Source organism: Candidatus Vicinibacter proximus, from assembly GCA_016713905.1.
In the GTDB taxonomy this organism is placed as follows: Bacteria; Bacteroidota; Bacteroidia; order Chitinophagales; family Saprospiraceae; genus Vicinibacter; species Vicinibacter proximus.
Window position 1 is genome coordinate 852,384 of record JADJOE010000003.1, and the last position, 21,322, is coordinate 873,705.

Annotated in this window: 20 protein-coding genes; 17 read left to right on the forward strand and 3 right to left on the reverse strand. The window is 36.1% G+C overall.

Features of this window, described 5'->3' with window-relative positions; all coding sequences use genetic code 11:
• Positions 1 to 98 precede the first annotated feature (98 nt).
• From IPJ83_11880 to IPJ83_11955, 16 genes are all read left to right on the forward strand, one after another.
• Positions 99 to 893 (forward strand): thymidylate synthase, encoded by a 795-nt coding sequence (locus tag IPJ83_11880; GenBank protein MBK7881245.1) that lies wholly within the window; start codon positions 99 to 101, stop codon positions 891 to 893.
• 190 nt (positions 894 to 1,083) lie between these two features.
• Entirely contained in the window at positions 1,084 to 2,490 is a 1,407-nt protein-coding gene (locus tag IPJ83_11885) for a c-type cytochrome (GenBank protein MBK7881246.1), read from the forward strand.
• A gap of 16 nt (positions 2,491 to 2,506) precedes the next feature.
• Positions 2,507 to 5,710, forward strand: a complete 3,204-nt coding sequence (locus IPJ83_11890) for a 4Fe-4S dicluster domain-containing protein (protein ID MBK7881247.1) — start codon at positions 2,507 to 2,509, stop codon at positions 5,708 to 5,710.
• A gap of 18 nt (positions 5,711 to 5,728) precedes the next feature.
• Positions 5,729 to 7,153: a polysulfide reductase NrfD gene (gene nrfD / locus IPJ83_11895; protein MBK7881248.1), complete on the forward strand. Its 1,425-nt coding sequence runs from the start codon at positions 5,729 to 5,731 to the stop codon at positions 7,151 to 7,153.
• A gap of 26 nt (positions 7,154 to 7,179) precedes the next feature.
• Positions 7,180 to 7,701, forward strand: a complete 522-nt coding sequence (locus IPJ83_11900) for a DUF3341 domain-containing protein (protein ID MBK7881249.1) — start codon at positions 7,180 to 7,182, stop codon at positions 7,699 to 7,701.
• 1 nt (position 7,702) lies between these two features.
• Entirely contained in the window at positions 7,703 to 8,521 is an 819-nt protein-coding gene (locus IPJ83_11905) for a cytochrome c (protein ID MBK7881250.1), read from the forward strand.
• 33 nt (positions 8,522 to 8,554) lie between these two features.
• Positions 8,555 to 9,838 carry a hypothetical protein gene (locus IPJ83_11910; protein MBK7881251.1) on the forward strand — a complete coding sequence of 428 codons (1,284 nt, stop codon included), beginning with the start codon at positions 8,555 to 8,557 and terminating at the stop codon, positions 9,836 to 9,838.
• Positions 9,839 to 9,854: 16 nt separating this feature from the next.
• Complete coding sequence (locus tag IPJ83_11915) at positions 9,855 to 11,360, forward strand: OmpA family protein (GenBank protein MBK7881252.1); 1,506 nt, start codon at positions 9,855 to 9,857, stop codon at positions 11,358 to 11,360.
• 17 nt (positions 11,361 to 11,377) lie between these two features.
• On the forward strand, positions 11,378 to 13,228 hold the full coding sequence (locus IPJ83_11920; protein ID MBK7881253.1) for a cbb3-type cytochrome c oxidase subunit I: 1,851 nt from the start codon (positions 11,378 to 11,380) through the stop codon (positions 13,226 to 13,228).
• 22 nt (positions 13,229 to 13,250) lie between these two features.
• Positions 13,251 to 14,144 carry a protoheme IX farnesyltransferase gene (locus IPJ83_11925; protein MBK7881254.1) on the forward strand — a complete coding sequence of 298 codons (894 nt, stop codon included), beginning with the start codon at positions 13,251 to 13,253 and terminating at the stop codon, positions 14,142 to 14,144.
• 1 nt (position 14,145) lies between these two features.
• Positions 14,146 to 14,727 (forward strand): cytochrome oxidase subunit III, encoded by a 582-nt coding sequence (locus IPJ83_11930; GenBank protein ID MBK7881255.1) that lies wholly within the window; start codon positions 14,146 to 14,148, stop codon positions 14,725 to 14,727.
• Positions 14,728 to 14,744: 17 nt separating this feature from the next.
• On the forward strand, positions 14,745 to 15,584 hold the full coding sequence (locus IPJ83_11935; GenBank protein MBK7881256.1) for a cytochrome c oxidase subunit 3: 840 nt from the start codon (positions 14,745 to 14,747) through the stop codon (positions 15,582 to 15,584).
• Between the two features lie 16 nt (positions 15,585 to 15,600).
• Complete coding sequence (locus tag IPJ83_11940; protein ID MBK7881257.1) at positions 15,601 to 16,095, forward strand: cytochrome C oxidase subunit IV family protein; 495 nt, start codon at positions 15,601 to 15,603, stop codon at positions 16,093 to 16,095.
• Positions 16,096 to 16,194: 99 nt separating this feature from the next.
• Positions 16,195 to 16,692, forward strand: coding sequence for a hypothetical protein (locus tag IPJ83_11945; GenBank protein ID MBK7881258.1), 498 nt, complete (start codon positions 16,195 to 16,197; stop codon positions 16,690 to 16,692).
• An 83-nt stretch (positions 16,693 to 16,775) separates the two neighbouring features.
• On the forward strand, positions 16,776 to 17,222 hold the full coding sequence (locus IPJ83_11950) for a DUF420 domain-containing protein (protein MBK7881259.1): 447 nt from the start codon (positions 16,776 to 16,778) through the stop codon (positions 17,220 to 17,222).
• A 13-nt stretch (positions 17,223 to 17,235) separates the two neighbouring features.
• Positions 17,236 to 17,463, forward strand: a complete 228-nt coding sequence (locus IPJ83_11955; protein MBK7881260.1) for a hypothetical protein — start codon at positions 17,236 to 17,238, stop codon at positions 17,461 to 17,463.
• Positions 17,464 to 17,614: 151 nt separating this feature from the next.
• On the opposite strand, the gene IPJ83_11960 is transcribed toward IPJ83_11955, so the two are convergent.
• Both IPJ83_11960 and ribD read right to left on the reverse strand, forming a co-directional pair.
• Positions 17,615 to 18,169 carry a DUF255 domain-containing protein gene (locus IPJ83_11960; GenBank protein ID MBK7881261.1) on the reverse strand — a complete coding sequence of 185 codons (555 nt, stop codon included), beginning with the start codon at positions 18,167 to 18,169 and terminating at the stop codon, positions 17,615 to 17,617.
• Positions 18,170 to 18,269: 100 nt separating this feature from the next.
• On the reverse strand, positions 18,270 to 19,271 hold the full coding sequence (gene ribD / locus IPJ83_11965; GenBank protein ID MBK7881262.1) for a bifunctional diaminohydroxyphosphoribosylaminopyrimidine deaminase/5-amino-6-(5-phosphoribosylamino)uracil reductase RibD: 1,002 nt from the start codon (positions 19,269 to 19,271) through the stop codon (positions 18,270 to 18,272).
• Positions 19,272 to 19,323: 52 nt separating this feature from the next.
• Between ribD and IPJ83_11970 the strand changes: the two genes are divergently transcribed.
• Positions 19,324 to 19,953, forward strand: a complete 630-nt coding sequence (locus IPJ83_11970) for an aquaporin (protein MBK7881263.1) — start codon at positions 19,324 to 19,326, stop codon at positions 19,951 to 19,953.
• A 25-nt stretch (positions 19,954 to 19,978) separates the two neighbouring features.
• Here IPJ83_11970 and purB read toward each other — a convergent pair whose 3' ends face one another.
• Positions 19,979 to 21,313 carry an adenylosuccinate lyase gene (gene purB / locus IPJ83_11975; GenBank protein ID MBK7881264.1) on the reverse strand — a complete coding sequence of 445 codons (1,335 nt, stop codon included), beginning with the start codon at positions 21,311 to 21,313 and terminating at the stop codon, positions 19,979 to 19,981.
• Between the last annotated feature and the right edge of the window lie 9 nt (positions 21,314 to 21,322).

Sequence of the window (21,322 nt, forward strand, 5' to 3'; positions counted from 1 at the left end):
ATAGTAGTGCCGGATGGTCAGAAAACAAAAAGGATAATTAAAAACTTATATAATAATATATAATATATGTTTAGATTTGCAAAAAATCCGCAATCCATATGGAAGCCTACCACAATTTACTCCGTAAAGTATTAAACGAAGGAGTATTAAGGTCAGACCGCACTGGAGTAGGTACTAAAAGTATTTTTGGATATCAGATGAGGTTTGATTTGACTGAGGGTTTCCCACTGGTCACTACTAAAAAGTTGCATTTAAAATCAATTATTTATGAGTTGCTTTGGTTTTTAAAGGGGGATACCAACATAGCTTATCTTAATAGAAATAATGTGTCTATATGGGATGAATGGGCGGATTCAAACGGTGATCTTGGGCCAGTATATGGGAAACAATGGAGGGCATGGGAAAAAGCAGATGGTTCTACCATCGATCAGGTTGAACAACTGGTCAGCCAGATTAAGAAAGACCCGAATTCCCGCAGGTTAATAATTTCTGCCTGGAATGTTGGTGAACTGTCAAAAATGGCCTTAAGTCCATGTCATTGTCTTTTTCAGTTTTACGTAGCAGAGGGAAAATTATCTTGCCAATTGTATCAAAGAAGCGCTGATGTTTTTTTAGGAGTTCCTTTTAACATTGCTTCCTATGCCTTGTTAACTATGATGATAGCTCAGGTTTGCAATCTGGAGGTAGGGGAGTTTGTCCATACTTTTGGGGATGTCCATTTGTATACAAATCATTTTGAACAAGCAAAGGAGCAACTCACTAGAATCCCACACAAATTGCCAAATATTATATTAAATAAAAATATTAATAATATATTAGAATTTGATTTTGAAGATTTTACGCTTGAAAATTATCAATATTATCCGGCAATTAAAGCCCCAATAGCCATATAAATTTAACAGTGTTTTAACGATGCAAAAAGTAATAAGTGGAACTAAATTTAAATTTTTACAAAAATTTGATTCGAAACTAGGGGGTAATTTTTTGAATTTTGGTTTTTCGGATTACTTTTGCACCAAAGTAAGTGCGAATATTTAACTTTTAAGTTTTATAAATTTGTATTCATCTATTTTTCAATATCTTATGAGCTGCAAAAAGGTTCTTAACGCATTCTTTATCTTGTTCTTCACTGCTGCAGTTCTTCAAGCTGCACCAGATATTGAACTTGGTAAAACCTCCTTTAAAAACAATTGTGGTAGCTGTCACAATAAAAATATGAAGGACAATCTCACCGGACCCGCTTTGGCAGGGGTGAGTGAACGGTGGGCTGCCTACCCGAAAACTGATCTCTACAAGTGGATCAGAAATTCTCAGGGAATGATTGCCTCAGGTCATCCAAAAGCGGTTGAGCTTTGGAGTAAGTACAAGCCGGTAATTATGACCTCTTTTCCCAATCTGAGTGATGATGAAATAGAAAGTTTACTTCTCTATATTGATGGAGTTGCAGCAGGAACATATCCTCCTAAAACTGCAAATGCTTCCGGTACAGGCACAGGTACTGCTGCAACCGGGCCTGTATCCAATGTTTGGTTGTATCTCATTTTCGCACTTTTGATAGTTTTATCCCTATTTCTCTGGAACTTAACCAGTGAATTGAATCACACGAAAAATGTCTCTTCGGTTGGCTCAGATTCAAAAAGAGTTACCCTTTGGGATCAACTTATCAGCAAATCTGTTATCACTTTTGTATTGTTTGGATTAATTCTTTTTGGTGGTTATACTACCGTGAATAATGCAATATCACTTGGAAGACAGCAAAATTACGCTCCTAAACAACCAATAAAGTTCAGCCATCAAACCCATGCCGGCCTGCATAAAATTGATTGTAACTATTGTCATGACGGCGCCAGAAGAAGTAAGCATAGCGTAATTCCTCCCGCAAGTACTTGTATGAATTGTCACAAGGCCATTAAAAAAGGGTCTAAATATGGGACTGCCGAGATAACTAAGATATATGCATCCATAGGCTTTGATCCAACCACCGACAAGTACATTGATAATTACTCTTCATTGAGCAATGAGGAAATTGAAAAGATTTACACAAAATGGATTGGTGATGAATACAAAAAGGATAATAAAACAGGTTCTTTAGGCCCAGATGCCATACAGGAAGTCCAAAAACAATGGTCTGATATAAAAGAATCCTTAACTCATGAAGCAAAACCTAATGTTTCAGGTCCAATTGAATGGATAAGGATCCATAATCTTCCAGATCATGTTTACTTTAACCATTCTCAACACGTTTCAATTGGCAAAATTGAGTGTCAGAAATGTCATGGGAAAGTTGAAGAAATGGAATTGTTGCGTCAATATTCTCCATTATCTATGGGATGGTGCATTAATTGCCATAGACAAACAGATGTAAAGTTTCAGGATAATGCCTACTATAATAGCTATAAAGCTTACCATGATGAAATTAAAAGTGGAAGCAGGTCATCCGTAAAAGTTTCCGATATCGGAGGTTTAGAATGTCAAAAATGTCATTATTGATTTTAATGTAAGATAAATGAAGAACCACAATCAAATCACCTGGGTAAGTGACAAGGATCTTATAAATGATCCAGTGTTTTTGGCCGAAACTGAATCAGAAGTAAATCAAGTGGCCATTGATACACTTTTGGAGGATGAAAGGACTCCTGAACTTACTGCAAACAGAAGGGATTTTCTGAAATTATTAGGATTCGGAATTAGTGCAGCCACTATGGCTTCCTGCGAAATCCCAGTAAAAAGAGCCATTCCTTATGTGATTGCTCCCGATGAAATTGTTCCAGGAATAGCAAATTATTATGCCTCGTCTTTTGTAAATGGCGGAGATTATTGTTCGATTTTGGTTAAAACCAGAGAAGGAAGACCAATCAAAATTGAAGGAAATGCTTTATCCTCTATTACAAAAGGAGGAACATCAGCCCGTGTTCAGGCTTCTGTTCTTTCCTTATATGACATAAACAGGTTACAGTTTCCTGCTGGTTTTGATGGGACTACACTTAAAGAACTAAGTTGGCAAGATATAGACAAAGAAATAATTGGTAAACTTAATCCCGCTTCTAAAATAAGAATTTTAAGCGGGACAATCATGAGCCCATCAGCAAAACGTGCTGTTCAAGATTTCTGTGCTAAATTTCCGGCTTCCAAACATATTTCTTATGACCCTATTTCAAGTGCTGCACTCTTGCAGGCTACACAGGATTGTTTTGGTGAAAGGGTGGTGCCAGAATATCGATTTGATCTTGCCGAAACAATTGTAAGTTTCAATGCTGATTTTTTAGGTACCTGGATCTCACCAATTGAATATGCAGCCCAATATGTTACGAGAAGGACAATCAATCCTGAAAATCCTAGCATGTCAAAGCATTTTCAGGTTGAATCTCAAATGTCCCTAAGTGGCTCTAATGCCGATAACAGAATTTTAGTAAAACCATCTGAATTAGGTGCTGCAATTGCATTTTTATACAATGAAATTGCCTCAAAAACTGGTGGAACCGCCACAAGCGGACCTGCCTTAAATGAAAAAGCTAAAAAAGCCTTATCGATAGCCGCAGATGCGCTTTTGTCTAATAAAGGTAAATCATTGGTGGTCTCGGCTTCTAATAACGTTGCCGAACAAACTCTGATTCACGCAATTAATCAATTGTTAGGAAATATAGGATTAACGGTCAATTTTTCCAATGCATCTTATCAACGACAAGGCAATGATTTGCAACTTAGTGAGTTGATTAACGAAATGAATGCAGGTTCGGTAGATGCATTATTTGTTTGGAATTCCAATCCTTGCTATGATCTCCCAATGGCAGATCGATTTAAGAGTGGTATGGAAAAAGTTGCCTTAAAAGTTAGTTTCAATTCTCTTTTAGATGAAACTACCTCGCTTTGTAATTATATAGCCCCTGATCATCATTTTCTAGAGTCATGGGGTGATGTAGAGCCAAAAAGAGGACATTATTCTTTAATGCAACCTGCCATAAATCCCATCTTTAATACACGTCAAGCAGCACATTCGTTATTGGTTTGGGCATCAAGTTCAAATTTATCTACGACCTCTGAACAACCCTATTATGATTTTGTAAAATCCACTTGGCAAACCCAAATTTTTCCTAAAAGTGGTTTTTCAACATTTCAATCTTTTTGGGATAAGTGCCTTCATGATGGGGTTTTTGAATTAAAAACTTCAAGTTCTATTGCACCTAATTTTGCTGGCAATGCAGTTGTCGCAATAGGTATGGTATCCAATCCTTCTTCAAATCCACTTGAAATTTCCTTTGTTGAAAATGTTGGCGTTGGGGCTGGTCAATATGCAAATAATCCATGGTTGCAAGAATTAGCTGATCCTATTACCAGGTGTTCCTGGGGTAATTATGTTGCTGTGCCAGTTAGTTTTGATGGGGATAGAAATTTTGTGACATTCAACGATTTTAAAGAAAATGGAGAACTAGCTGATTTAACATTTGGCTCTTCAGTTTTAACAGTGGGTGTTATTAAGCAATTTGGACAAATGTCAGGAACACTATCCATTCCATTAGGTTATGGTAGAAAAAGTGCAGGAGTATGTGGTACCGGTGTAGGAACTGATGTTTTTCCTTACCTTCAAACTGATTCCAAAGGCTATTTCCAATATTATAATGTTGATGTAAACTTAGGAAAAAGTAAAGGAGACATTGAGCAAAATTTCGCTTGTGTTCAACATCACCATACACTTGGTGTTACTGCTATTGAAAAGAGTTCAGGCAATAAAATAAACGCAGATGAAGCTGCCCTGGTTGACGATGCTTTCAAAGGATTGACTAAAGGGTATCAAGGGTCTCTTACAAAGAGATCTATTATCAGGCAAAGCAATTTCAAAGACTTAAAAGAGAATATTGCTAAATTAGAAGAAGAAAGAAAGGATCATCAAAATCTAAATTCTAAAACACTTTACCCCGGTCATGACTATTTGTATAATAGCGGACATCATTGGGGAATGCATATTGATCTAAATGCATGTATTGGTTGTGGATCCTGCGCAGTTGCATGCATGGCAGAAAACAACGTTCCCGTCGTGGGAAAACGCGAAGTTTCAAGGCATCATGAGATGACTTGGTTGCGAATAGATCGATATTACTATGGTGATGTAGAGAATCCAAATGTGGTATATCAACCAATGATGTGTCAACATTGCAATAATGCACCATGTGAGAATGTATGTCCTGTGAATGCCACTAATCATTCGTCTGACGGATTAAATCAAATGGCTTATAACCGTTGCGTAGGAACCAGATATTGTGCAAACAATTGTCCTTACAAGGTTAGGAGGTTTAATTGGTTTGATTTTACCGCTGCAGATTTGTTCCCTTTAAATCAACACAGTATCGCAGGAGAAGGAAAGAAACCTTACTACGCGGAAAATTTAGTTAGAATGGTATTGAATCCTGATGTGACAGTCAGATCAAGAGGAGTCATTGAAAAATGCTCATTTTGCATCCAACGAATCCAGGAAGGAAAACTCAATGCGAAGAAAGAGGGAAGAACTTTGTTAGATAATGATGTCAAAACTGCTTGTCAAACAGCTTGTCCTACCGGAGCTATTACATTTGGAGACATGAATAATCCTGAAGGAAAACTATCCAAAAAACTTGAAAATCCGCTTAATTATATTGTGTTAGAAGAGATCAACGTGAAATCTGTGGTAAACTATACCATGAAAGTGACTAACAGAGATGAAAATCTTGATGTTTAAAAATTAAAATTAAGAAAAATGGCAGGAGGATATATTGCGCCGGTAAGAAGACCCTTAGTCGAAGGGAACAAAACTTATCACCAGATAACGGAAGATCTATGTTCACCGACAGAACGAACCCCTAGCAAAGCTTGGGTTATTGCCTTTCTGATTTCGGTGACCGTTTTGGCGTATGGACTTTTTTGTATTGTTTGGACAATTTGGATGGGTACCGGGACCTGGAATCTAAACAGGACCATTGGATGGGGTTATGACATTACAAACTTCGTTTGGTGGATTGGTATTGGTCATGCTGGGACTTTGATTTCTGCCATATTAATGCTGTTTAGACAAAGATGGCGTACCGGTGTAAACCGTGCAGCTGAAGCGATGACGATCTTTGCAGTAATATGCGCGGCATTATTCCCAGTTATTCACGTAGGTAGAGTGTGGGTTGTGTTTTACTTTTTCCCTTATCCTAACACAAGAGGATCCTTATGGCCTAATTTTAACTCCCCTCTACTTTGGGACGTTTTTGCAATATCCACCTACTTCTCAGTTTCATTGTTGTTCTGGTATACCGGATTAGTTCCCGATTTCGCAACGGTCAGAAACAGAGCAACGGGATTTCGTAAAAAAGTTTACAATTTCCTATCATTTGGATGGACAGGATCGGCAAAGCACTGGCAAAGATGGGAATCCTTATCTCTAGTATTGGCAGGACTTTCTACTCCTTTAGTGCTTTCTGTGCACACTATAGTAAGTTTTGACTTTGCTACTTCTGTTATTCCTGGATGGCATACAACTATTTTTCCGCCATATTTTGTTGCTGGAGCTATATTCTCTGGGTTTGCAATGGTTCAAACGCTTATGGTAATTACTAGGAAAATTTTAAAATTAGAGGAATATATTACCCTTGAGCATATAGAATCCATGAATAAGGTAATTCTCGTTACAGGAACCATTGTTGGAGTAGCCTATTTAACAGAGTTGTTTATTGCATGGTATTCTGGATATGTTTATGAGCAATTTGCATTCTTCAACCGGGCAATGGGAGTATACTGGTGGTCTTATTTTGGAATGATGGCCTGCAATGTTATTTCCCCTCAGATATTTTGGGTCAAAAAATTCAGACGTTCAATTTTTGTCACGTTCTTCATGTCCATATTTGTAAATATCGGTATGTGGTTTGAAAGATTTGTAATTATAGCAACCACATTGGCAAGAGATTATCTGCCATCCTCATGGAGTTATTATACTCCTACGTGGGTAGAAATTGGCATATTCATAGGCACAATTGGTTTGTTTTTTACTTTTTATATGATTTTCACGAGAGTTGCACCGGTTGTGGCTATTGCTGAAGTAAAACATATTTTAAAAGTAGGTGGAGATCAATATATTGGGGATAAAGCGCACCATGGAACTTCACATTCTTTGGAATCAACTAAACACCATGATCATTAATTTTAAAAAGTTCTGAACTTATTGATATGAGGCAATATAATAAAGAAGTAGTCTACGGAATCTACAGCGATGAAGAAGATTTGCTAAGGGCTGTAAGAAATGCCAGAAGCAAACACTTAGAGATAATGGATGTTTATACACCATTTCCGGTGCATGGTTTAGATCAGGCAATGGGCTTAAGCGAATCAAGGCTTCATCAGGCTGGATTTGTTTATGGTGCATTAGGTACTTTAACTGCATTTTTGGGAATGAGTTGGATTTTTACCCGCGATTGGCCCATCATTTTTGGTGGTAAACCTTATTGGCCGGTACCATCCTTTATTCCCATTACTTTTGAGTTAACAGTATTGTTTGCAGCTTGGGGAATGACCATTACATTTTACACAATATGTGGTCTTTGGCCGGGTGTAAGTAATCCTCAATTGGATTTAAGAACAACTGATGATAAATTTTGCCTCGCCTTTAATTGCGCAGATGTTTCTGAATTAGAGGCCAAGTCATTTTTTAATGAGACAGGTGCGGATGAAGTAAACAGCAAAATGATTTAAGATGAAGAAATTACTATACCTCAGTATATCTATAATAGTTACTCTGTTTGTTTATTCTTGTTCACCTGCCGAAGGAAACAAATCAGGGCATGAATACATGCCTGATATGGCGCATTCTGTTGCTTATGAAGCAAATGTTGATAACTATTATTATTATCACACTTGGGATTCAAAAGAAACTTACCACAATTACAGTAAGCCAAAAGAACCAGTTGCGGGAACTATAGCAAGAGGTTACAGTGGCTATGGCAATACTGATTCAAGTTCAATGTCTGAGTTCAAATCCACGATGAAGGGTACTTTGACCAATAATGCCATTAGTACGCCTAAAAACGGACATGTAAATTACTATTATAAGGATACTCCAGAGGACAGAATAAGGGCAAGTAAAGAAATTACAAATAATCCTTTTAATATTACGAAATCGGGATTAGAAAAGGGTAAATTAAATTATGATATTTATTGTGGTATCTGCCATGGTGCTAAAGGTGATGGTGCAGGTTACTTAGTTAGAGATGATGGCGGAGTATATCCGGCCCAACCCGCAAATTTTCTTAAAGATGAATTCATTGCTTCTAATGAGGGTAGGTATTATCATGCTATAATGTATGGTTTAAATGTTATGGGAGGATATTCTGATAAACTTTCTTACGAAGAGCGATGGGATGTTATCCATTATATCAGATCTCTCCAAGCTGCATCAAAGAATTTGAAATATTCGGAGTCAGAAAATTCGTTTACAGGATCTCAGGCAATTGCAGATGCCAAAAAGGTGTCTGCTGCTGTTGCTAATACAGCTTCAACTGCTCCTAAAAAATAATTGAAGTACTTTCAAAGAAAAACAAGAGAAAAAATGAGCTCAATTCAATTACCATCAAAAGATAAAACCATACTTGGTATTTTGGGAGCAATAGGAGTGATATCTCTTATTGTTATTTTTCTGAATGATGATGAATTTCATACCAGGCTTTGGACTAATTTACTTCATAATGGGGTGTTTTTTACACTCATTTCCTTGATGGCCATATTTTTTATTTGTATTTCTGTTACTGCTTATGCAGGCTGGAATGTTGTTTTTAGAAGAGTTTGGGACGGAATGTCTCAATTTCTCATCATTGGATTAGTATTGATGGGCGTAATTGCTTTGGGTGTTTATTTTGGATGGCACCATTTGTATCATTGGGCCGACCCTGAAACAGCAGCAAATGATGAAATAATAAAAGGTAAATCAGGATTTCTTAATAAAAACTTTTACACTTTTGTTGGTCTCGGTATACTTGCCACCTGGTTGTTCTTTGCTCGAAAAATGCGAGGTTTGACCATTGCAGAAGATGATCACGGAGATAACAAATGGGAGCATTATAAGTCCATGAAATTTTACGCTGCATTATTTCTTCCTATAGCGGGATTTTCAAGTGCTGCAGCCATTTGGTTATGGTTAATGTCTGTCGACCCACACTGGTATAGTACTATGTTTGCATGGTACACTGGCGCAAGTTGCTTTGTGAGCATGATTGCTTTAACCATCTTATTGTTGATTTATCTTAAAAGTAGGGGGTACTACCACAATGTGAATTCCGAGCATTTCCATGATTTAGGAAAATTCCTTTTTGCATTTTCTGTTTTTTGGACTTATTTATGGTTTTCCCAATACATGCTCATTTGGTATGGAAATATTGGGGAAGAGACAGTTTACTTTCAAACAAGGATCCAGGAATATCCGGTTCTGTTTTATGGAAATTTGATAATGAATTTCGTTTTGCCTTTTTTAATTTTAATCCGTAACGATACTAAACGCAAGTATGGCACACTAATTTTAGTAGCTATTATTGTGTTTTTTGGACACTGGATTGACCTTTTCCAAATGGTTAAACCTGGTGTACTTCATACAGCACATGAATTAGCTGGTCATGCAGCAAATGCCGCTGTTGATCATTCAGCTCAGAATGCAGCCCATGGAGGACATGAAGTGTCAGGCTTCAAGGCAGGTGATACCTTACCCGGTTTACCTGAATTGGGTTTGATGTTGGGTTTTTTGGCTTTGTTTTTTGCTACTACTTTACATTTTCTATCTAAAGCAGCCTTAACGCCAAAAAAGGACCCATTTTTACAAGAGAGTTTACATCATCACGTATAATTGAAAAACACGAAAAATGACGAGTTTAATCATAATTTTATCTGTTATACTCCTTGCGGTGGTTTTGGTGCAATTGGCCAAAATAAATGAAATTAGTGACCAGTTAAAAGGGGAGGAGGCTGTAAAAGTCAGTGAAGCAAATACACATGCAAAATGGCTTTTGGCCTTTTGTGTGCTTCTCTTTGGTGCTTTCATCTGGGGCTCTTTGCATTATGCAAATGTAATGCTTGGTTATGGGCCGCATACTGCTGCATCTCAGCATGGGTCAAAGATTGACTCAATGTTTAACGTTACTGCTTTTTTTACAATCATAGTTTTTATTATTTGCCATATAGCATTGTTTTGGTTTGCCTATAAATTCAGATATTCTCCTGGAAGGAAAACTTTATTCTTACCTCATGACAACCGTCTTGAAATGATTTGGACGGCAATACCTGCTTTTGTAATGGTTATTTTGGTAGTCAAAGGATTGGTCGCCTGGAATGATATCATGGCCGATATTTCTGAGGGAGAAGACTATATTGAAATAGAAGCTACAGCATGGCAATTTGCATGGAACCTTCGCTACCCTGGGCAAGATGGAAAATTGGGAGTAAAGGACTTTAGATTAATTAAAGCAGGTAAGAATGATTTAGGTCAGGATTGGCATGATGAAAGGAATTTAGATGATTTCAATTCTGACGAACTGGTTTTACCTAAAGGTAAAAAGGTTAGAGTTAGAATAATTGGTCGAGATGTTTTACATAATTTCTATTTGCCTCACTTTAGAGTAAAAATGGATGCTGTACCCGGGATACCAACCTATTTTATTTTTACGCCAATAAAAACCACAGAAGAATACCGTCAGGAACTTAGAAAATATCCGGAGTATAATGTTCCGTCTGACCCAACGGATCCTAACAGCCCACCAAAATGGAAAACGTTTAATTATGAACTTGCTTGTGCAGAATTATGCGGTAAAGGTCATTACAGCATGAGAAGATTGGTTAAGGTTGTATCTCCTGAGGAATTTGAAAAATGGAATTCTGCGCAGAAATCTTTCTATTTAAGCAGTGTACGAAATACGGATGAAGATCCTTTCAAAGGCAAACCTATAGGAATTGAGCTTCAGATGAAAGCCAAAGAATTTGAGACTGCCTTAACTAAAGCTTTGGATACTTCTAATACTAATCAAGCAGACAGATTATTGCGGTTGGACAATATTTATTTTGCAACTGGTTCTGCGGAATTGACTGGTGATTCTGAACCTGCTCTTAAAGTTATGGAAGATGCTTTTAATAAATATCCAAAACTAAAAGTTGAAATTAGTGGGCATACAGATAATGTCGGTGATGCAGGTACTAATCTTGAATTATCTAAAAAAAGAGCAGAGTCTGTTAGAAATTATTTAGTTGGAAAGCAAATTGAATCTTCAAGAATAACTGTAACCGGTTTCGGAATGAATAAACCAGTTGAAAGTAACGATACCGAAGAAGGAAGATATAAGAATAGGAGAATTGAATTTAAAATTTTATCATTTTAATAATAAAATAAAGGATTATGTCAGGTAGTCACCATAATGGTAAAGAAACCGATGTTTTAATTGAAACACAAGGTTACGACGACCATTTCCATGAACATCACGAAGGAGATAAATACCAATTCAGTTTTATCTCTAAGTATATATTTAGCATGGATCACAAAATCATCGCTAGACAATTCTTGATAACTGGAATGTTTTGGGCGGTCGTTGGCGCTGCCATGTCCATAATTTTTCGTCTACAGTTGGGGTTTCCTGACGCAAGCCTTGCATGGTTAAAACCTATTCTGGGACAATGGATAACCATAAATGAAGCTGGAGTTGGTACATTGGAATCAGAGTTCTATTATGCCTTGGTTACGATGCATGGTACTATCATTGTATTTTTTGTATTAACGGCGGGTTTAAGTGGTACTTTCAGTAACTTATTAATTCCATTGCAAATCGGCGCCCGAGATATGGCATCTCCTTTTCTTAATATGTTGTCATACTGGTTTTTCTTTCTTTCCGGAGCTGTTTTATTGTATTCATTGTTTCTTAGTACCGGGCCATTTTCAGGTGGATGGACAGCATACCCTCCATTAAGTGCATTGCCTCAAGCTTCTATTGGTTCAGGGGCTGGTATGACACTTTGGTTAGTTTCCTTGGCCTTGTTTGTAGTTTCTGTACTTCTTGGGGGAATGAATTACATCACAACAGTTTTGAACTTACGAACTAAAGGGATGAGCTTATGGAGAATGCCATTAACTATTTGGGCATTTTTAGTTACAGCCATTCTTGGACTTCTCTCATTTCCTGTACTTTTCTCTGGATTCTTGCTCTTGATTTTTGATCGAAGCTTAGGAACTAGTTTTTACATTTCTGATATTTTTATTAATGGCGCAGCCTTGGACAGAATAGGTGGTAGTCCCATTTTATACCAACATATTTTTTGGTTTTTAGGCCATCCGGAAGTTTATATTATTATTCTTCCTGCTATGGGAATTGTTTCAGAAGTTATGTCCGTACATGCACGGAAACCCATTTTTGGGTATCGGGCAATGGTATATTCTATACTGGCAATCGCATTCCTTTCATTTATTGTTTGGGCACATCATATGTTTATGTCTGGTGTTAACCCTTTCATTTCTAATTTCTTTGTTGTTTTTACATTGATCATAGCAGTTCCATCAGCCGTAAAAGTTTTTAACTGGATAAGTACTTTATATGGTGGAAATATTCGGTTAAATACACCTATGTTATTTTGTATTGGATTTGTTTCCATGTTTATCTCCGGCGGTTTAACTGGAATATTTCTAGGAAACTCTGCAATTGACATTCAGCAGCATGATACATACTTTGTAGTCGCGCATTTTCATATAGTCATGGGTGTTGCCGCATTTTATGGAATGTTCGCAGGTGTTTACAATTGGTTTCCAAAAATGTTTGGAAGGTTTATGAATGAGACATTAGGAAAAGTTCATTTTTGGATAACTACAGTAGGAGCGTATGCGGTCTTTGGCCCAATGCACTTTATAGGAATGGCTGGGGTACCTAGAAGATATTACAGGTTTGATAGTTTTGAAGCATTCTCCGGTTTTGATGACATGAATAAATTTATCACCATAGCCGCTATAATTACTTTTTTTGCACAGATTATGTTTGTAGTTAATTTCTTTTGGAGTATGTATAAAGGGAAGAAAGTTGAATCTCAAAATCCATGGGGATCGAATTCACTTGAATGGACTACACCAATCGAAGCTGGCCATGGTAATTGGCCTGGTAAAATCCCAACTGTTCAAAGATGGGCATATGATTATGGTAAAGATGGTATTGAATTTACACAACAACATATTCCTCTTCGGGAAGGAGAAGAACAAAGTAGTCATTAATTTAAATTAATTTTTCAATCCATTGAGATCTTTTCAAACATATACCCTCCAATTGAAGCATGTATTTGCGGATCTTGGCTTACTGGTTAAATTTAAACTTAGCCTAATGGTTGTGTTTTCAAGTTTGGCTGGTTACATCATTTTTGCTCGGGAGCAATTCGATTGGTTAAATTTTATCTTATTGGGTTTGGGAGGAATGTTCATAACTTTTTCAGCCAATGCTATCAATCAGGTTTTAGAAAGAGATTTTGATAAATTGATGATTCGTACAATGAACCGACCGCTAGCAGATGGTAGAATGACTATTTCATTTGCGGTTTTATTAGCTGGTTTATTTGCCACATTTGGCGCTTTGTTCCTATTTGTTATTAATTCTCTGGCAGCTACGCTAGGTATGCTTTCATTGGTTTTGTACGCGTTTGTATATACACCTTTAAAACGTTATTCAACCTTAGCCGTTCCGGTAGGGGCTATTCCAGGTGCATTACCGGCATTGATCGCAGGTGTGGCCGCACAGAATGGGTTAACTAATGAGGCTTTATGTTTGTTTGGAATTCAATATTTATGGCAATTTCCGCATTTTTGGTCAATAGCCTGGTTAGGGCATAAAGACTACACTCAAGCTGGTTTTAAATTGATAAAAGATAATAATGGATCACCTGATCCTGCTTTTGGGCTATATTCTGCTTTCTATGCACTGCTTAGCATTTTATTCTTATTGCCTGCTTTATACAACAGTACTTTAAGCATTTCCTATTTTCTTATTCTGGTCATTACCATTTTTATTTATTCATTTTTTGGTTTTCAGCTCTTCAAAAAAAATGATCGCAATTCAGCACGACAATTGATGTTTGTTTCCATAATTTATTTACCAGTTGTATTAATTGTGTTTATTCTTAACAATTATATGAGTTAACATGCCAATAATACAAATGATCGAGAAAGAATTGCCACCAAACAGAGCTCAGGCGCTCAGATTCGGTTTGTGGATTGCTATGGCATCTATATGTATGTTGTTTGGGGCTTTTACAAGTGCTTATTTGGTAAGAAAACCTGTTGGGAACTGGTACGAATTTAAACTTCCTGTACTTTTCTTTTACAGTACCATTGCAATAGTTTTTTCCTCTATATTTCTTGAAATGGCCTACAGGTCATACAAAAAAAATGTAGTAACAGGTTTCCAGAGAAATTTATCCATTGGATTTCTCCTTGGTATAAGTTTTATTGTATTGCAGGTTTTAGCTTGGAAAGCAATGGTTGGGCAAGGGCTCTTTATTGATCTCAATGTGTCGGTTTCCTTTTTATATGTTATATCAGGAATTCATGCATTACATGTGATTGGAGGATTAGCTGCTTTTCTCATCAGTGTTTTAATACATTTTACTCGTCCATTTGCACCGGACTCAATGAAGATTCTTAAGTTGGATTTATTAAGGCAATACTGGCATTTTGTCGGTATACTTTGGATATATTTATTGGTATTTTTAATCTTACAATAACAAGGAATTCTAATTAAATGGCTACAGATCATTCAATAGACGCGCACACTGCTTCATCCGGTTCAACCTGGTCAGGAGCTAATGAACCTTTTAAAGCCAGCTATGGAAAATTAATGATGTGGTACTTTTTGCTGTCAGATGCCTTTACTTTTTCTGCATTTCTGATTGCTTATGGTACATTACGATTTAGTATGCCCACGTGGCCTGTACCGGATTTTGTATTTTCATCCCTTCCAGGTGGAATACATCACATGCCGCTGGTATTTGTAACCATCATGACTTTTGTTTTGATTGTTAGTTCAGTTACGATGGTAAGGGCGGTACAAGAGGGACATAGAGAAAATAGAAAAGGAGTAGTTTTCTGGATGTTCCTAACCATTTTAGGGGGTCTTACTTTTCTGGGTTGTCAGGCTTGGGAATGGACTACTTTAATCAAAGGTGAAAATATGTCCGTAAAGCAAAATCCATTTGGCACACACACCGAAAATGGTACTTACCTGGAGGGCGATGGACACGACATCAAAGAAGGTGATAGTTTTAAAAAAGGACAATCCTATTTGATCCATTCACATGATGGTCATTTTAAGCCACTAAAGTTTAAAACTGAGTCTGGTGAGATAAAAGAGCAAACTCTTGGACCTAAAGCTTTTGGAGCATTGTTTTTTTGTATTACTGGATTTCATGGATTTCACGTTTTCAGTGGAGTTGTATTCTTATTGATTATTATGCTTAATGTAGCAAGTGGACTTTACGCAAAAAGAAATAATGGGTACGAAATGGTTGAAAAAATAGGACTTTACTGGCATTTTGTAGACCTTGTTTGGGTATTTGTATTTTTAGTATTTTATTTACTCTAATTATCGGGTTATTATCATGGGACATTTAAGTTACGAGGAAGGAAAAAAAGTTGTTTTTAAAGGTTTAATACTGTTAGGTGTAATTACGCTTATTGAGGTATTCATTGCCTTAATCGGAAAGGGTTATGTTATACATGGATTTCATCTACCCGTGTGGTTAATGTATTTATTAATGATTGGATTTAGTCTGTATAAAGCTTATTTCATAGTCTACGAATTTATGCACATGAGATATGAAGTACCTGGATTAGTCCGAAGTGTTTTATTACCAACAATGCTATTAATTTGGGCAATGATTGCTTTCTTTTCAGAAGGAACCACTTGGTTAAATTGGCGTGCAAAAACAAATGACAGGCCTATCTCAAGCCTACAATCGAATATTGGACATACACAAGGTAAAGAAGCTAAAGAGGATGAACACAATGCAAATCATCAACAAATACAAGCCAAAGCTGGTGTAGATACAATAAATTCTGACACTACTTCACATTCTTTGCCAGAAAGCCATTAGTTACTGGCAATGCCCCGCTGGTTTAAGATTCTTCTGGTTCTGGTCATTCTTGTTGGGATGCCTTTATTTGCTTGGTATTTTCTAAATAAAGGGACCCAAATGAGAAAGGAAGCAATGGCCTTGCTTCTGCCAAAAGAAACTATATCCAGTTTTCAAAGTGTTACCGACACTGATAAAGTTTATTACTCAGATTCGTTATTTGGAAAACGTTGGTTGATTGCCATTTTAGGTGCCGATGAGACCAGAAAGAAAAGTGCAGAGATTATTGAGAGTCTTTATAAGCAAACATCAATAGATTTTGAATTGAATGTGTTTACTATTTCGGGTTTATTTTTTGGAGAAAAAATGTCTGAAATAAGTCAAAAACTCCATTGGCCATCATCTAATAAAAATTGGATAAACACATTTATGGCGCAAGACCATGTTTATCCTTTTGCGAACAGTATCTTTGTTATTCCCGAAAAGTACCAAAATAAACCGTGTGTCGTACTTTTAGATGAGAACAGTAAAGTAAGAAATTATTACAACCTGACGGTTGAATCAGATGTTAGATCTTTAGTAAGGCATTTACCTGTTTTTCTAAGTTTAAAAAATTAATTTTGAATAATCAGAAACAAATAAGAACCCTCAATTTGGGAGCATCTATTTTGAGTGTTTGTGTGTTGTTGGTAGTAGTTCTCATGAGGAGAATTCATCTTGAAACTTCGTTCGATTTTGGTTTTCTTCCACCACTTTATTCATCTCTAAATGTTTTTAGTGCCATATTATTGATCATTGCTTATTGGCATATTAAAAATAGAAGGATTGTTCAGCATCAAAAAATAATGACATCAGCAATGTTGACTTCGTTTATTTTTCTTTTATGTTATGTTCTATACCACATTACTACACCTGAAACAATGTATTGCAAAGAGGGAGTAATTAGGTATGTTTATTTTTTTTTATTAATTAGCCATGTCATACTAGCTGCCATCAGTTTCCCATTTGTTTTATTTACCTTTGTAAGAGGGTATACAAGACAAGATGAGGCCCATAAAAAAATGGCTCGTTGGATTTTTCCCATTTGGTTGTATGTATGTATAACAGGCCCGCTTTGTTATCTTATGTTATATCCTTGTTACAAATGAAATGTAATTTAATATGACTAAAGGCATAGTTTTCCTGGCTCTATTTATACTGATTGTAAATCATCCTGTAATCAGCCAATGCCCAATGTGTAAAATGGCAGCCGAAAGTAATCTTAAAAGTGGAGGAGCCGCTGGGCAAGGCTTAAATACTGGAATTCTCTATTTATTAGGGTTACCATATTTGATAGTTGGCACCATGATTTATTTGTATAGAAAGAACCGGAAAGTATCCAAGATTTAACTATCCGGGTCAACCACATCGTGTTCTTCAAATACTTTCTTTAAGCTTAAATAGTTGACTTCTAAATTTTAATTCTTTTTCGGATTCCCTAAATTAAATTGTGAGTCTGAGCCTTATACTTATAGAGAGGATTAGTTTTTAAAAAACGAATTTAATGATCTTTAATCATCTTATAATTTTCCTGAAAAGTTCTGAAAGGGGTATTTTTATTATAGTTTCCTCCAAAGTAATTACTGATCATTTCGAAGGTTGGGGCATCCAGGTAACCAGCTAAAGGCTGTATAGTGTTTAAATTCTCATCCATAAAAACAATTGTTGGATAGGATAATTGGCCCTGAGTTATCTCAGCTGCCAATTCATGATAACCACGACTTCCTTTTGAAACATATTTAAAAACTCTATCCTTAAAATTTATGTCTTCCCGTTGTTCCGCATTAAACTTTACAGCGTAATAATTCTTGTTTATTGCTTTAACAACATTGGGGTCCCTAAAAGTAGTAGACTCCATTCGTTTACACCAGGTGCACCAATTGGTATAGACATCCACAACAACTTTTTTCTTCTGACTTTTCATTTGGATTTCCATTTGTTCCCAGGTAATCCAGTTAATTTGACTGGATTGGCCATATAAGAGGGTGGCCATTCCCAGGAAAAAGAATATCGTCATTAATCCAGATCCTAATATTTTGATTCCAAGACAATTCATGTGGTCATAGACTTTTAAATCAAACTACAAATTAACAATGATAATAGTATTTGTTCAAGTCAAGAGGGGTAGGAAAAGCCTATTTTAAATTATATTTAACTTAAACAGCATTATTATTGGTTAAAATACATATGGAATCATTTTTTAATGTAAATTTTGAATTACAATACCCCTTTACGACTGGAGCAGCTAAGCCTTCTTTAAGTTCAAGAATTGAATTTGTAATTATCCTAGCTTCATCCCAAAGATTTGCATCTATTAGGCTTTTATGAACTAGGCTACCTCCCTCGACAAGTAAAGTTCCGATGTTTTCTTTAAGAAATAATTCCGTCATAGACTTTTCAATAGGGATGGTTGAGTCAAGAATAATGGGAGATGGGGGATTAGAAGAAATTTTATTATTGGATAAGTTGTAGTTTTTCATTTGACCAATAACTATTTTTTTAGGATTTCTTCCGATCCATAAACGATTGTTTAGACTTGGGTTATCTATCTCCAAAGTGCGTCTCCCAATTAAGATAGCATCCGATTCATACCTCCATTTATGAACTAATATATCGGTATATTTATTAGAGATCTTAGTTCCTCCTGCCAAATCCGCAACAAAACCATCTAGACTTTGCGCCCATTTTAAAATTATGTATGGCCGTTTTCTTACAATATTTTGACAAAAAGATCGGTTGACAGCTTCCCATTTTTGTTGGGCTATGGGGCCTTCAACTTTAATACCGGCATTTGCCAAAATTTGGATACTTTTTCCAGACATTATTGGATTTGGGTCCAACGCTGCAATTACCACGTGTGGTATGCCAGAATGAATGATGAGATCCGTGCATGGTTTAGTTTTACCATGGTGATTACAGGGTTCCAGGCTGACATATAACGTTGATTCCTTTAAGAGGGGTTTGTATTTAGATGGTAAATTATGTATGGCAACTGCCTCAGCATGGGACCCTCCAAACTCTCTGTGCCAGCCTTCACTTATTACCATTCCATTATGAACGATCAATGCGCCGACTCTAGGATTAGGAGACACCATAAAATGCGCCCTAAGTGATATATCTAAACAATAATCAATGTATACTTCCTGAGATTCATGCATTATATACTAAATTCGTACTTTTAAGTTTAAAAGTCAAACAAAAATAGCCAAGATGAAAAAACTATTGGTAGAATTTATAGGTTCATTTTTTCTCATGTTGAGTTTTTCTTTATGTTTAATACCTACCCAAAACAATCTGACCCCATTAGCTGTAGGTGGTATGTTGATGGCATTGGTTTACTCTGGTGGACATGTTTCTGGTGGACATTTTAATCCTGCAGTCAGTTTGGCAGTTTTTCTACGAGGAAAAATCAGTTCTATTGAGTTACCTGGATACATTTTAGTCCAATTTGCAGGAGCTGCGTTTGCATCTTTAGTAGCTTCTGTGTTTTTGTTACAAAAGGGTGGGGCAGGTATGGATCTTACTAATGTCGCCGGGCAAGCTATTACAGTGGAATTATTAGGTACCTTTTTGTATTGTTTTGTAGTTTTAAATGTTGCCACTTCAAGGGCTACTATTGGCAATTCATTTTATGGAATTGCTATAGGTTTTGTTTATATCTCTTGTCAATTAATTTTCGGCAAAATTTCAGGAGCCGCATTAAACCCTGCAATTTCATTAGGTTTTGGCATCAGCAATATTTCGGGATTCGGAAATATTTGGATTTATTGGGTTGGCGAAATTCTTGGCGCAATTGGCGCTGCTTATTTATTTTTATTCATTAATGGCAAGGAACAGTGACAGGTTAAATTAAATTTAATTTAAATCACTGTGCATAACCGATGTAACTGGTCGGGGTAATGGATTTTAATTCCAATTTTAAACTATCCTTTACATCCAGATTATCAATAAAAATAATTAAGTCTTCCTGGCTTATGGATGTTTTTCCTCTTGTAAGCTCTTTTAATTTTTCATAAGGTTGATCATAACCTTCGCGTCTCAATACAGTCTGAATTGCTTCAGCAAGAACTATCCAATGAGAATTTAATTCTTCAAGAACTTTTGTGCGATTTACCTCTAATTTGCTTAATCCTTGGGCAATGGACTGGAATGAAATTAACATATGGCCGACAGGAGTGCCCACATTTCTCAATACTGTGCTATCCGTTAAATCTCTTTGCAATCTGGATATTGGCAACTTTTCTGCTAAAAAACTCAACATAGCATTTGCAAAAGAAAGATTCCCTTCCGCATTTTCAAAATCAATAGGATTAACTTTGTGAGGCATTGCAGATGAACCAATTTCTCCTTTTATAATTTTTTGTTTGAAATAATCCATTGAAATGTAAGTCCAAATGTCTTTACAAAAATCCAACAACACTGTATTTATTCGGATCAATACATGGCACCATTCTGCTATCTCATCATAATGTGCTATTTGGGTAGTAGTTTGTTGTCTTAAAATTCCCAATTTTTCATTTAGAAAAACATTACACCATTCAGGCCAGTTTATATTTGGAAAAGCAACTTTATGTGCATTGAGATTGCCGGTTGCGCCACCAAATTTTCCACTGAAATTTAATTTTTTAAACCCTTTTAATTGCGCTTCCAACCTTTCTACAAATACGCTGATTTCCTTCCCTAATGTTGTTGGACTAGCAGGTTGTCCATGTGTTCTGGCAAGCATTGGTAAGTGCCCGATTTGTTCAATAAGTTTAATTAAGTCATTTATTAAAGATTCAACAAATGGAATAACAACAGCTTCGCTTGCATCTTTTAACAGTAAAGGAAAAGCTGTGTTGTTGATATCCTGAGAAGTTAAGCCAAAATGTACAAACTCAACAAACTTATCAAGTCCGAGTACCTGTAGTTTTTCTTTCACAAAATATTCAACAGCTTTTATATCATGCTTCGTCGTTTTTTCAAATTCTTTAATTTTTTTAGAATCCTCAACGGTGTAATTTTGATATACAAAGTTTAACTTTTGTTCTAAAACTTTATCTAAGTTAATATTTAGAACACCGGTTTTTATCAGTTGAATAAAATAGAGAATCTCTACCTTAACTCTATACTTAAATAATGCATGTTCTGAAAAAAAGGGCTCAAGACTTCTTGTTTTTTCAAAATACCTTCCGTCGATGGATGAAATGTTGGTGAGCAAATTAATTTG